This window comes from Xanthobacter sediminis (genome assembly GCF_043195015.1).
GTDB lineage: Bacteria > Pseudomonadota > Alphaproteobacteria > Rhizobiales > Xanthobacteraceae > Xanthobacter.
Genome location: NZ_JBAFWH010000014.1, coordinates 44,515 through 57,452 on the forward strand (window position 1 = coordinate 44,515; position 12,938 = coordinate 57,452).

General features: G+C 70.1%; 11 protein-coding genes. All 11 read right to left on the minus strand.

Annotated elements, in window-relative coordinates; genetic code table 11:
• Positions 1-3: 3 nt before the first annotated feature.
• The 11 genes from V5F61_RS16985 to tolQ all read right to left on the minus strand — a co-directional run bounded on the left by V5F61_RS16985 (position 4) and on the right by tolQ (position 12,393).
• Positions 4-1,899 carry an FUSC family protein gene (locus tag V5F61_RS16985; RefSeq protein WP_393988997.1) on the minus strand — a complete coding sequence of 632 codons (1,896 nt, stop codon included), beginning with the start codon at positions 1,897-1,899 and terminating at the stop codon, positions 4-6.
• Positions 1,883-2,932, minus strand: a complete 1,050-nt coding sequence (mdtN, locus tag V5F61_RS16990; protein WP_393988996.1) for a multidrug transporter subunit MdtN — start codon at positions 2,930-2,932, stop codon at positions 1,883-1,885. Before mdtN ends, V5F61_RS16985 begins: the two co-directional genes overlap by 17 nt.
• Positions 2,933-2,934: 2 nt before the next feature.
• Complete coding sequence (locus tag V5F61_RS16995; RefSeq protein ID WP_393988995.1) at positions 2,935-3,171, minus strand: YtcA family lipoprotein; 237 nt, start codon at positions 3,169-3,171, stop codon at positions 2,935-2,937.
• 375 nt (positions 3,172-3,546) lie between these two features.
• Entirely contained in the window at positions 3,547-5,469 is a 1,923-nt protein-coding gene (ftsH, locus tag V5F61_RS17000; RefSeq protein ID WP_393988994.1) for an ATP-dependent zinc metalloprotease FtsH, read from the minus strand.
• A gap of 170 nt (positions 5,470-5,639) precedes the next feature.
• A complete protein-coding gene (gene tilS / locus V5F61_RS17005) occupies positions 5,640-6,653 on the minus strand; it encodes a tRNA lysidine(34) synthetase TilS (protein WP_393988993.1) in 1,014 nt (337 codons plus the stop codon).
• The gene (gene ybgF / locus V5F61_RS17010) at positions 6,640-7,590 is read right to left on the minus strand and encodes a tol-pal system protein YbgF (RefSeq protein WP_393988992.1); all 951 of its coding nucleotides are present in this window, start codon (positions 7,588-7,590) and stop codon (positions 6,640-6,642) included. Before ybgF ends, tilS begins: the two co-directional genes overlap by 14 nt.
• Before the next feature lie 293 nt (positions 7,591-7,883).
• A complete protein-coding gene (gene pal / locus V5F61_RS17015; protein WP_393988991.1) occupies positions 7,884-8,375 on the minus strand; it encodes a peptidoglycan-associated lipoprotein Pal in 492 nt (163 codons plus the stop codon).
• Positions 8,376-8,794: 419 nt separating this feature from the next.
• Positions 8,795-10,132, minus strand: coding sequence for a Tol-Pal system beta propeller repeat protein TolB (gene tolB, locus V5F61_RS17020; RefSeq protein WP_393988990.1), 1,338 nt, complete (start codon positions 10,130-10,132; stop codon positions 8,795-8,797).
• 117 nt (positions 10,133-10,249) lie between these two features.
• Complete coding sequence (locus V5F61_RS17025) at positions 10,250-11,236, minus strand: cell envelope biogenesis protein TolA (RefSeq protein ID WP_393988989.1); 987 nt, start codon at positions 11,234-11,236, stop codon at positions 10,250-10,252.
• Positions 11,237-11,246: 10 nt separating this feature from the next.
• The gene (gene tolR, locus V5F61_RS17030) at positions 11,247-11,705 is read right to left on the minus strand and encodes a protein TolR (RefSeq protein WP_393988988.1); all 459 of its coding nucleotides are present in this window, start codon (positions 11,703-11,705) and stop codon (positions 11,247-11,249) included.
• A 4-nt stretch (positions 11,706-11,709) separates the two neighbouring features.
• Entirely contained in the window at positions 11,710-12,393 is a 684-nt protein-coding gene (gene tolQ / locus V5F61_RS17035; RefSeq protein ID WP_393989098.1) for a protein TolQ, read from the minus strand.
• Positions 12,394-12,938: the final 545 nt, after the last annotated feature.

Genomic DNA, 12,938 nt, shown 5'->3' on the forward strand with positions numbered 1-12,938 from the left:
CCATCACCCTGCCACCAGCCGCTCGATGCGGCCGAGATGCGGCGCGAGGCCGCCGGCGGCAAGACCCACATCCGCCGCCTCGACCGTCTCGCCGCCCCGGCCTGCGCCGGGACGCGGGGCCACCTGCGCCGCCGCGCGGGCAAGCCGGCGTGACAGCTCCTCTTCCGTCTCCTGTGAGAAAACCAGGGCCGGGAGCAAGGCGCGGGTCTCGTCCACGAGATCCTGCATCCGCGCCACGCTCGCGGGCGAAGGGCGCTCGGAGGCAGGCTCGAACGGCAGCAGCAAGAACTGGCCCTCGGCCTTCTCCATCTCGACGGCGACCTCGGCCGCATCGGCGGTGGCTTCGATGCGTGCGGCCGGCGCCAGCGCCGCGAGGCGCGCCAGCGCCGTGAGCGCCCGCGCCAGCCGCTCGCGCACGTCCACCATGGCGCTCTTGGGCCAGATGCTGGTGAAGATCACATAGACCACCACATTGCCCAGGAGGATGCCCACGATGCGGTCCCGCCCCGAATCCATGTCCAGGCTGGGCGCGAAGCCGTTGAGAATGGTGAGCAGGAAAGCGAGCCCCACCTGCACCCCGGCATAGGAGATGCGCTCGTTGCCGGTGGAGACCCAGGCCCCCACCAGCACGCCGGCGAACACCAGCGCCATGAGCCCGCCCACCGAGGTGAGATGCGGAATGACGAACAGGATGGCGCCGAACCCCAGCGCCGCCCCCACGAGGCAGCCGCAGATGCGCAGCGCCAGCTTGTGCACCGTCTCCCCCGTGGTGCCGAGGGCGGCCACGTAGCAGGTGATCATGGCCGTATGGATCCCCTGCCAGTCGATCAGCGAATAGATGATGTAGCAGGAAATGGCGGACGCCGTCGTCTTCAGCGCATAGCGCTGGTAATCGGGGTTGGTGAAGGCGTCCGGCGCTAGGAAGGGCGGCTTGCGCGCCACGGCGTCGGTGCCGCCGTTCGGCCGGGCGAGCCCGTCGAGCACCGTGCGCGCCATGCCCTCCGCCGAGGTGGCGTCGGCGGCCGGCGGCGCCTCGTCCCCGGCCTTGGGGCACACCCCGGCGGCAACGGTCGCGGCGGCGGTGCGGCAGCGGGCGGCGAGCGCGGCCCTGGCCTCGGCCGAAAGCTCTGCCGGCAGCGCAGCGACAGCCAGCAGCAGGCGGTAGCTGGCCGTCGCCGCTCCCGCCAGCCACGCCACGTGCGCGGCGGGCGCGGTATGGAACAGGCGGGCGAGCATCACCTGCTGGTCGCCGTCGGCAAGGCCCTCGCCCAGCTCTCCTTCGAGCCGCGCGCGGCCAGCGGGCCCCTCCAGCGCGGCCGCGGCAATGGAGAGGCGGCGCGCCACGCTCTCGCGCAGCAGGCGATGAGGCGAGGCGCCCAGCACCATGTTGAAGACGATCATCGCCACCATGGGCATGACAGCCATCTGCCACGCATAAAGCAGGCCGCGGGTGGCGATCTCACCCACCGGAAGCTGGTCCACCAGCGTCAGGACGAAGCCGATGACGAGGGCGATGATCGAGCCCGTCTCCCCGAGCTGGGACGCCGCGCCCAGGTACACGAAGGCGAAGGATGTGAGGGCGATGACCGCGATGCGCAGCAGCGGAAAATCCGCCGTCGCCTGGATCAGCGGTGCCATGAGGAGCACCACCACACTCACGAGCATGATGAGGCCGAGCGCTTGCCCCACGCATTCCGCCCCGCTGGGCCGCGCCAGGAAGATCACCAGATAGCAGCCGATGGCGGCTTCCGGCACCTTGAACACCATAGCGACCCCGGCCACGATGGCGCACAGCAGCGCCACCCGCCAGGTGAGGCCGAAGCGGCCGGGAAAGGGCTGGAGATCGCGCCAGGCCTGGCGGGCGATGCCCCGCCAGGGGAATTCAGCAGCCTGTTCCATGATGCACGGTCACGGTGGCCGAGGCGCCGACACGCATCAGCTCGTCCGGCGGCTCCATGAGGCGGACCCGCACCGGGAAGCGCTGCCCCACCCGCACCCAATCCAGGGTCTTGGGCACGATGGGCAGCTTGCGCGGCAGGTTGATGAGCTCCTCCGAAGAGACGCCCCAGCCGATGCTGTCCACCCGCCCGCGAATGGCGCGCGTGCGGTCGGCAAGGGCATAGACGGTGGCGCAATTGCCCACCGCGATGCCGGAAAGCTCCGTTTCCAGGTAGGCCGCCGAGGCGAACCATGCGCCGGTGTCGATGAGCGAGAACACGGACTGGCCGGGCAGCACGAACTCGCCCGCCGCCGCCGTGAGGCCCACTACCTTGCCGTCGAAGGGCGCGCGCACCTCGGTATCGGCGAGCGCGCGCTCCGCCAGCCCCAGGGCCGCGCGCCGCGCCGCCACCAGGGCGGTCGCCGCCGCAACGTCGCTCACCAGCGCATCCGCCGCCGCCTGCTGCTGCAGGGCCTGCTTGAGGCTGACCTCGGCATCGCGCTTGGCAGTGGCGGCGTCGTCCACCTGCTGGGCGCTCACGTAGCCCTTGGGCCGCAGCGCCTCCAGCCGGGCGAGGGTCTGGGTCGCGAGATCGAGATTGGAGCGCGCCCGCGTCACCTGCTCGCGGGCGATCACGGCGTTGGAGCGCTCGGCCGAGACCGCGCGCTCGCGATCCGCCAGCGCGGCCTCGGCCATGCGCAGGTCGGCCGTCGCCTGTTCCACCTGCAGGCGGTAGGTGGCGGGATCGAGCGCGAACAGCAGCTCGCCCTTGCGCACGGCGCCGTTCTCCTTCACCCCAAAGGAAACAACGCGGCCCGGCACCGCGGCGGCGATGCTGGCCGAATCGGCGGTGAGCACGGCATCCTGCGACAGTGGATTGAGCTCGGCATTGCGGAAATAGCGCCAGCCGAAGACCGCCGAAGCCGCCACCGCCGCCACCGCGATGATGATGCCCACGCGCCGGCCCGGTTGGGGCTTGTTCGCTTCCTCCACGGCTAGCGCCCGAAGCTCAGCAGCGACACGAGGAAGCCGAGGCCGGCGGCGATGCTGGCATACACCGGCAGGCGGAAAGGCAGCACGTCATCCACCCCCATGCGTATGAACGCGACCCGCACCACCACCGCGCCCAGGATGCCCGCAAGCGTGCAGGCGAGCCAGGAGGGGAAATAGGCCCCGAAGAAGGGAAGGGTCGGTGCCCCGAGCGGCGCGCAGCCGGCAAGGAGCCCCGCCACGGCGCAAACCGACCCGCCGCGCAGGCCCGAAGCGCCGCGGCCGAAGCCGCCGGAACTCCGGCCGCGAAACCCGCTTCGGCGGACCGCCACGGGCGCGAACCGGACTGCCGCGGTGCGGCGCCTTCCGTGACGCAGGAGATCAGTCAACGACGGCAACCCTCGGCACGGACCGGCGAACGGCGACGCTAAAGAAGTTAACGAATTGGTAGCGGAAGCCGCCGGCAGGAACAAGCCGCCCGGCCCGCTGCCTCGTCGGCGGTGCACAACCCCGCCTCGCGCAGGCGGCCGGCATCGTCGCGCGGACCGGCAAAAGAAAGGGCCGGCGGGATGAACCCGCCGGCCCTTGTGTCTTCCGTCCGTCCGCGGAGTGCCGCGTCAGGCCTGCGGCTGGGGCTCGATGGAGCCGCCGGCGCCACCCGGGCTCGGCCGGTTCTTCGGGGTCGGGATGGCCGAGCCGCGCGGATTGGACGGCTCGGTCACGCTCTCGCGGTTCGGCTCCTTGCCGTTCAGGAGGTCCACGATCTCGTCGCCCGAGAGGGTCTCGTACTCAAGCAGGCCCTTGGCCAGGGTCTCGAGATCGATGCCCTTCTCGGTCAGGATGCGGTTGGCCTCCGCATAGCCCTCGTCCACCAGGCGCCGCACCTCGCGGTCGATGGTCTGGGCCGTGGCCTCGGACACGTTCTGCTGGCGCGACACCGACATGCCCAGGAACACCTCGTCCTGGTTGTCGCCATAGGCCACGGTGCCGAGCTCCGCGGAGAAGCCCCAGCGGGTCACCATCATACGGGCGAGGCGGGTGGCCTGCTCGATGTCGGAGGCCGCGCCGGAGGTGACCTTGTCATGGCCGAAGATCAGCTCTTCCGCCACGCGCCCGCCCATCATGATGGCGAGGCGCGAGGTCATCTGCTCGTAGCTCATGGAGAGCTTGTCGCGCTCCGGCAGCTGCATCACCATGCCCAGAGCGCGGCCGCGCGGGATGATGGTGGCCTTGTGCACCGGGTCGGTGGCCGGCACGTTCAGCGCCACGATGGCGTGCCCGCCCTCGTGGTAGGCGGTGAGCATCTTCTCTTCCTCGGTCATCACGAGGGAGCGGCGCTCGGCGCCCATCATCACCTTGTCCTTGGCGTCCTCGAACTCCTGCATGGTGACCATGCGCTTGTTGCGCCGGGCCGCCATGAGCGCCGCCTCGTTGCAGAGGTTGGCGAGGTCGGCGCCCGAGAAGCCGGGCGTGCCGCGGGCGATGGTTTTCAGGTTCACGTCGGGCGCGACCGGGATCTTGCGGGCGTGCACCTTCAGGATCTGCTCGCGGCCCACCACGTCCGGGTTCGGGACGATGACCTGTCGGTCGAAGCGGCCGGGACGCAGCAGCGCGGGGTCGAGCACGTCCGGGCGGTTGGTGGCGGCGATGAGGATGATGCCCTCGTTCGCCTCGAAGCCGTCCATCTCCACCAGGAGCTGGTTGAGGGTCTGCTCGCGCTCGTCATTGCCGCCGCCGAGACCGGCGCCGCGGTGACGGCCCACCGCGTCGATCTCGTCGATGAAGATGATGCAGGGGGCGTTCTTCTTGGCCTGCTCGAACATGTCGCGCACGCGGCTCGCGCCCACGCCCACGAACATCTCCACGAAGTCCGAGCCGGAGATGGTGAAGAACGGCACGTTGGCCTCACCGGCGATCGCGCGGGCGAGCAGCGTCTTGCCGGTGCCGGGCGGGCCCACCAGCAGCACGCCGCGGGGAATGCGTCCACCCAGGCGCTGGAACTTCTGCGGGTCACGCAGGAATTCCACGATCTCGGTCAGGTCGCTCTTGGCCTCGTCGATGCCGGCCACGTCCTCGAAGGTGACGCGGCCATGCGCCTCGGTCAGCAGCTTGGCGCGGCTCTTGCCGAAGCCCATGGCCTTGCCGCCCGCGCCCTGCATCTGCCGGGAGAGGAAGATCCACACGCCGATCAGCGCGATGAAGGGCAGCCAGGAGACCAGCAGGCTCACGAACCACGGCACGTTGTCCGAAGGCGGACGGGCCGTGATCTGCACGCCCTTGCCGTACAGCCGCTGCACCAGCGAGGGGTCGCTCGGCGCGTAGGTCTGGAACTGGCGGCCGTCGGTGAAGGTGCCGGAGATGTTCGGCCCCTCGATCACGACGTCGCGCACGCGGCCGAGATCCACGTCCGACAGCAGCTGCGAGAAGGAGATGTCGTTCGAGCTGGTGCGCTGGCCCGGGCTCTGGAACAGGGAGAACAGAGCGAGCAGCAGCAGAACGATGATCACCCAAAGGGCGAAATTTCGTAGGTTGGCGTTCATTGAACCCTCGTGGGGACAGTCGAAAGCGCTGCTTCGCTCAAGCTGCCCTTGGGGAATGGATACCCCATAGGGCGCCGCCTGCGGCCACACCTCACGCACCGTCTCCCGCATAATCTAGGTGCGCACTCTGGCGTTGCCAAGGCAAAGGGGCGTGAAATCGCCGCCGGAGCTCACGCGCCGCGGCGCGGCGGTGCGGCGGTCACGATTACCTCGCCGCGCCGGACCGCCACCAGGGCGCCGGCCAGGGTGCGCCGAAATGGCCCCCCCTGCCCCGCCAGATGCGCGCGCAGTGCGTCGGCCAGCGCCTCCAGCTTGCCGAGTTCCACCGGCCCCTCGCACCCCACGGCCGCGACGCATCGTCCGAGCAGGCGCAGCGCGATTTCCTCCGGAAGTCCCGCGAAGGCGTCCGCGGCCATGCGCCGCGCGCCGGGCACCTCGGTCAGGTGGCGGGTGGCCGCTTCCTCGGTCGCGGCTTCGGCGGCCGCGTCGAGCCGCGCCACCCGACGGGCGAAGGTGCCGAGGCGGCGAGCGTCGAGCCCTTCTTCGGCCAGGGCGGGGGCAAGGCGCCGAAGGCGAGCCCGCGCATAACGGGGGTCGCCGTTCGCCGGATCGCGCGCGAACGGCACGCCGGCGGCCTCCAGGGTCGCCACCAGCCGCGCCTTCGGCACCGCCAGCAGCGGGCGCAGCAGCGCGACGCCCTCGCGCTGCGACACCTCCCGCATGGCGGCGAGGCCGGAGAGGCCCGACCCGCGAGCGAGGCGGAACAGCACCGTCTCCGCCTGGTCATCGGCCGTGTGGGCAAGAGCGAGCGCGCCGGCGCCGGCCTCCCGCGCGGCCGTGAGCAGCAGGCCATAGCGCGCCTCCCGCGCCGCGGCCTGGATACCATGGGCGGGCTTCGGCCCCTCCCAGGCGAGGGTATGGTGGGAAAGGCCCAGCCCCGCACAGAGCCGCGCCACCGCCTCCGCCTCGGCGGCGGCCTCGGGGCGCAGGCCATGGTCCACGGTGGCGGCACTCAGGCGCGGGCCCGCCGCGCAAGCCGCGCGCCAGCGGGCGGCGAGCCACAGCAGAGCCGTCGAATCAGGGCCGCCCGAAACCGCGATCAGGATATGGGAATGGGACGAGAAGCCCGCGAGCAGGCGGTCGCGCTCGTCATCGCCGAGCGCATGGGCCTCAGCAGCCGACACGCTTCTGCTCGCGCTCCACCGCCTGGCGAATGGCAGATGGCGCGCGCGGATACTTGCGGTCCACCTCCAGGAAGGTGGCGCAGGCGGTCTCCTTCTCGCCGAGGCCGGCCAGCGACTGGCCGAGCCGCAGCAGCGCCTCGGGCGCGCGAACGGAATTGGGATATTTGGTCGACACCTCCAGGAAGGAGGCTGCGGCATCGCCATAGCTCTGCCGCAGGAACAGGCTCTCCCCAAGCATGAAGGTGGCATCGGGGATGATGCGATCGCCCGCATTGGCCTGGATGACCTGACGGAAGGTCTGCTCCGCCGCGCCGTATTCCTGGCGCTGGAGCTGCGCCTGCCCCTGGTCGTAGAGCTCGCGCGGGGAGCCGCCGGCTGGCAGCGCGGCCACCTGGGCACCGCCGGCGACCGCGGCACCCGGAACCGGGCGGGCGGCGGCGGCCGAGGCGCTTGCAGGCGAGCCGAGGGGCTGGGGCACGCCGGGCGCAGCCGGGTCGATGCCGGGATCGAACGCATCCGAGCGTTTGCCGCCCACCGCCGGCGCCAGGGGCGCAGCGGGCGCGACCGCCGGGCGGCCCGCCGCGGCGGCGGCAGGCTGCGGCACCGCGGCAGGCGGGCCGGCATGGCCGCCCGCGCGGGCATCGGCATCGTCCTGCAGGCGTTTCACCTGGGCTTCAAGCTGCTGGTTGCGGAACTGGAGCTGCTCGACCTGGCCGGTCAGGTTGCGCAGGGCGCTCTCCATGCGGTCGAGCCGCATGGCCGACTCCGACGCCTCGGCGCCGTGGCTCGGGTCCTGCACCGGAGCCGGCGGCTTGAAGAGGTTGCCGAAGATGTTGTTGTCCTGCTGCGCCGCGGCCGGACCCGCGAAGGCGAGCACGAGGACCGCCGCGGGCGCCACCGCGCGGAGCTTGCGGAAGAAGGGCGAAATCGAAGGCATGGGGCTCGCAAGGGCTGATGGCACCGCCGATCGCATCCGGCGTCCAGGCGCGATTCGTCGGGACACGCCGCGATTCCCCCCTCGGCCATAAGGCCGGCGAAACCCGCGAGCGGCCCAACGGCTTGGCCCGAAACACAAAGACGCATCCACGCGTGCTTTGCAGCATAGGGGGGCGATCGCGTCCAAAGTGTGACCCGCCGGCCGGGGCGGGCGCGCGACGCACCGCTGAAATGCGGAAGCCGGCGCTGTTGCGGCGCCGGCTTCGGTCGCATCCGGTCTTCGGCGTCGGCAGCTCAGGCGCCGCCGGCGTTCAGCACGGTGACGGCGCGACGGTTCTGCGACCAGCACGAGATGTCGTTGCAGATGGCCACCGGGCGCTCCTTGCCATAGGAGATGGTGCGCATGCGGGCCGGGTCGATGCCGCGGGCCGCCAGATAGTCACGCACCGACTGGGCGCGGCGCGCGCCGAGGGCGATATTGTATTCGCGGGTGCCGCGCTCGTCGGCATGACCTTCGATGGTGAAGGTGTAGCGGTTCCACTGCTGGAGCCACTGGGCCTGGCGGTCGAGGGTGGCACGGGCCTGGGGGGTCAGATCGGTCTGATCGCTCTCGAAGAACACGCGGTCACCCACCGCCACAACGAACTCCTGCGGCGAGCCGGGAGGGCCACCGGCGCCGCCATAGCCCGCACCCTGATTCTGATTGTTGGCGCACGCGGCAAGCGCCAGCGCGAAACCGAACAGAGCCGCGAACCGGAAGCCGCGAACAACCTCAAGAAAACGCATTCCGGTGTCTCCTTATCTTCACGCAGACCGGATGGGATGATCTAGCCGCCCCCCGGTTAAGCGAATGTTCCGCACGCCCACCGTCGCGCGCACTCAAGATGAAACCCGGACGAATACTGAGCGCTATGGTTTCCAAGCCGTTGACGCCCAGGCGCGTCCGTCTCCAGGCAACGGCATGCCGCCCGGCGGCATGCCCTGCCGCCGGCTGGCCCCACCTGCGGGACCGCTTCCATCGCCTTGATAACAAAAGGCCCGCCGCATCACGGCGCGGACCTTGGACATCCCCTTCAGTGATGCCGCCCCGTGGCGGCATCATGGCAAGCTTGTGCACAGGAGGGGGCGAAGCCGATGCCGCTCGGCGACTGTGGCCGCGCGGCCACAGTCGCCGAGCGGCCGGCATGAAGGCGCGGCGCCTCGAATCAGGACCGCAGCGGCGACCACGCGGGGTCGGAGGCGTAGCTCGGGGTCGGCACGCGCTGCTCGTTGTAGCCGGTGACGTCCACCATGTAGAGCGAGGGACCCGAGGCGCCGCCCGGATCGCGGAAGAACATGATGACCCGGCCGTTGGGGCAGAAGGTCGGGCCCTCGTTGTGGTAGCCCTCGGTGAGCACGCGCTCGCCCGATCCGTCGGGACGCATCACGCCGATGGCGAATCGCCCTTCCGCCTGGCGGGTGAAGGCGATCCAGTCGCCGCGGGGCGACCACACCGGCGTGGAATATCGCGCGTTTCCAAAGGAGATGCGGTGCTGGTTGGAGCCGTCCGCATTCATCACATAAATCTGCGAGGTGCCGCCGCGGTCGCTTTCGAAGCAGATCTGCCGGCCGTCCGGCGCGTAGCAGGGCGCGGTGTCGATGGCCGGCGTGTCGGTGAGGCGGGTGGTGGCCTTGGAACGCAGGTCCATCACGAAGATGTTGGCGTTGCCGCCCTGCTGCAGGCTCAGGATGACGCGCTGGCCATCGGGCGCGAAGCGCGGCGCGAAGCTCATGCCCGGAAAGTTGCCCACCACCTCGCGCTGTCCCGTCTCGATGTTGAGCAGATACACCCGGGGCTCGCCCTGGGCGTAGGACATGTAGGTGAGCTCCTGGCTGGTGGGTGAGAAGCGCGGCGTCAGCACCAGCGAATCACCGCGGGTGAGATAGCTCACGTTGGCGCCGTCCCAGTCCATGATGGCGAGGCGCTTGATGCGGCGCTCCTTCGGCCCGCTCTCGTCCACGAACGCGATTCGGGTGTCGAAATAACCCTTCTCGCCGGTCAGCTTCTCATAGATCACGTCGGCGATGATGTGGGCGATGCGGCGCCAGTTCTCCGGCTGCGCCACGAACTGCTGGCCGGCGAGCTGCTGGCCCGCCACCACGTCCCACAGGCGGAACATCACCTGGAAGCGGCCGTCGGACTGGCGCGAGACGCGGCCGGTCACCAACGCCTGCGCGTTGATGACCCGCCAGTCCTGGAAACGCGGCGTGTCGGGATTGGTGATCTGCTCCACGAACGCCTTGGGATCGATGGGCGCGAACAGGCCGCAGCGCTTCAGGTCCGAGGCGATGACGCCGGAGATGGCCCGCCCCTGCTCGGTCTCGCCCAGCATGTCCGTGACGGCGATGGGGATCGGCTGCGGCGTGCCGGAGGTAATGTCGACCTTCGTGGCGGCAGCCGCCGGCAGGGCGCGGAAGGCGGCACCGGCGGCAAGGAGGCCGCCGGCACCGGCGACGAAGCGGCGGCGGCTCAGCGCGGGTCCGAAGCGTTCGAAGGGGGACATCACGGTATCGGGGCCTCTGGTGGGTTCGGCCGCTCCGCTGCGGGACAAGCCGCGCGGCGGCCATCATGAGGGGGACATAGAAGATGACGCGCGACCGCGCCATGACGGATTACGCGCCTACCGATCAAACTCCTGCGGCCGGAAGGTGAGATCCATGCTCTTCCACTGGGCATAGGTCTCCTTGCGGAACATGGTGAAGGGCTGGCAGCGCACCAGGGCGGCGATGGCGGTGCGCGCCACCACCGGGCCATAGGGCGGCGGGCTGCCCTGCATCACCACCGGCTCAGACTGGAGCATGCCGTCCGGCTTGAGATCTACGCGCAGGTCCACAAACACCCGCTGCTCTGGCGGAATGCCGGTGGTGTTCCAGCACTGCCGCATGCGGGCGCGGAAGGCGTCGATCTCGCTCATGCTCAAGGTCGCCGCCTGGCCGGAGGGCGCCCCGAGCGAGGAGGTAGTGGAGGTCTGGCTCGCGCTCGCCACCTGGCGGGTGGGCGTGCGCTTGTCGAGCAGCTCCTTGATCTGGTCGCTGTTGAACTCACGCGAGGGCGTCTGCTGCGCCTGCACGGGCTTCGGCGGCGGAGGAGCCGGCTTCTTGGGCGGCAGCGGGGTCGGGGCCACCTTGGCCTCTTCCTTGGGCTGCTCTTCCTTCGGCTTCTCTTCCTTCTTGGGCTCGTTCTTCAGCGCCTCGTCCGCCTTTGGCTCGGCCTTGGGCGGCGCCTCGACCGATTTCTGCGGCGCGGGCGGCTTCGGCGGCGCCTCCACGGGCTTCGGAGGCTCGGGCGGCGTGTCCACCTTGGGCGCGGGAGCGGGCGCGGGCGGCGGCGGGGTGGTGGCCTCCACCGGAGCGTCCTTGCTCACCTTCAGGCGGGGGTCCTCCACCGGGGTCGGCTCGGCCACCTTTTCCGCCACCTGCAGCGGCTTCTCCATCTTCGGCGCGGTCTTGGCGCCCTTGGTGAGCTTGGTGAAGTCGCTGGCGGAAATGACGTCCACCGGCATGGATTCCGGCATCGGCTCGAACGGCTTCGCCCCGGTGAACGACACCAGGGTGAGGATGATGATCGCCGCGTGGGCGACCGTCGATGCCGCGAGGCCGGGTTTCATGGCCTTGACCTCAGCTCCCCTGATCCACTTCGGTGACCAGCGCCACCTTCTTGAAGCCGGCGCCGGAAAGGCGGCCCATCACCTTCATGACGCTGCCGTAATCCACCTTCTTGTCGGCGCGCACGAAGATGCGCTCCTCCATGCCGCCGCGCGCCTGTGTCACGGCCTGCAGCTTGGTCACGAGGTCCTCGGACTTGATCTCGCTCTCGCCCAGGAACACCTGGCCCTTGTCGTTCACCGAGAGGGTGATGGGCTCCTTGTTGTCCTGGTTCACGGCGCTCGCCTGGGTCTGCGGCAGGTCGATGGGCACGCCCGCCGTGAGCATCGGCGCCGCCACCATGAAGATGATGAGCAGCACCAGCATGACGTCCACCATGGGCGTCACGTTGATCTCGGCCATCACATGGCTCGCGCGGCGCCGCGAGCGCCGGCTCTGCCACCCTGAAGCCCCTGCTCCACCCATGCCCATGGCGTCAGCTCCGCTCGTCGATCTGCCGCGAGAGGATGGCGGAGAACTCGTCCGCGAACCCTTCGAGGCGCTGCCCCTGGCGACCGGCCTGGGAGATGAACTTGTTGTAGAAGATGGTCGCGGGAATGGCCGCGATGAGACCCATGGCGGTGGCGAACAACGCCTCCGCGATACCCGGCGCCACCACCGCGAGCGAGGTGTTCTTCGAGGCGGCGATGGACTGGAACGAGGTCATGATGCCCCACACCGTGCCGAACAGGCCGATGAAGGGGCCCGCAGAACCCACCGTCGCCAGCACCAGGAGCCGCCCTTCGAGCCGTTCCATCTCGCGGGCGATGGTCACGTTCATCACCTTGTCGAGCCGCTGGGTGAGGCCGGTGAAGGAGCGCGCGCCGCCCTCGTAGGTGCGCTTCCACTCCCGCATGGCGGCCACGAAAATGGCGGCCATGCCGTGGTTCGTGCGCCCGGAAAGGGTGCGGTAGAGGTCCTCGAGGCTCTGGCCTGACCAGAACACCTGCTCGAACTGATCCATCTCCCGCTTGTTGCGGCCGTAGAGGATGATCTTGTCGATGATGATGGCCCACACCCAGATGGAGGCGGCGATGAGGCCCAGCATCACCAGCTTCACCACGAAATGGGCTTGCAGGAAGAGGCCGAGGAAGGAGATATCGCCCGCCGGCGCCGCCATGGGCGCGGCGCCGATGGCCCCGCCCGGCGGGGGCACGGCGCCCATGTCCTGCGCCACTCCCGGCGCGATGGTCGCCGCCAGCAGACCGAGCGCGAGGAGAAACACCACCGCCAGCGGGCGCAAGGCGCGACCCGCCGCGGCCGGACCCCGGGCAGGAAGAGGCGACGCAATCGCAGGTGCGGCGGGGCTCCTGCTCATCTGATCGTTCATTCTCGGCTCCGCTGCGCGCGGCGACGACCGCCACGCGGGACAACTCCGCCCATCTGTCCAAAGTGTCCCGGTGTTTGACCGGGGGACTCTGTCCAAACTTTGACGGGAGCGCTCTTTCGTGCTGCAGCGCGAAGAAATCGCCGCGACGCTCAGGGGGAACCTAGGCACGAACAGGCTTAAGGCAAGGTTAGCGGTGGGGGACGCCCGAGACCGACACAGCCCCCGGAACTCGGCCTGAGCCGCGCTCGCGCTGCCGATCCCCGCCGCACCTGCGGGCTCCGTCCACGCGGAGCAGCCCCCACCAGAGGCCGCCGGCATTTTGTGCGTGCGCGAAG

Bases quoted from the DNA above. Each gene is read 5' to 3' on its own strand.
- V5F61_RS16985 (WP_393988997.1), bottom strand. From the start codon at position 1,899: ATGGAACAGGCTGCTGAATTCCCCTGGCGGGGCATCGCCCGCCAGGCC.
- tolQ (WP_393989098.1), bottom strand. From the start codon at position 12,393: ATGGCGGCGCCGGCGGGCGATATCTCCTTCCTCGGCCTCTTCCTGCAA.
- tolR (WP_393988988.1), bottom strand. From the start codon at position 11,705: ATGGGCATGGGTGGAGCAGGGGCTTCAGGGTGGCAGAGCCGGCGCTCG.
- ybgF (WP_393988992.1), bottom strand. From the start codon at position 7,590: ATGCCTTCGATTTCGCCCTTCTTCCGCAAGCTCCGCGCGGTGGCGCCC.
- tolB (WP_393988990.1), bottom strand. From the start codon at position 10,132: ATGTCCCCCTTCGAACGCTTCGGACCCGCGCTGAGCCGCCGCCGCTTC.
- ftsH (WP_393988994.1), bottom strand. From the start codon at position 5,469: ATGAACGCCAACCTACGAAATTTCGCCCTTTGGGTGATCATCGTTCTG.
- pal (WP_393988991.1), bottom strand. From the start codon at position 8,375: ATGCGTTTTCTTGAGGTTGTTCGCGGCTTCCGGTTCGCGGCTCTGTTC.
- V5F61_RS17025 (WP_393988989.1), bottom strand. From the start codon at position 11,236: ATGAAACCCGGCCTCGCGGCATCGACGGTCGCCCACGCGGCGATCATC.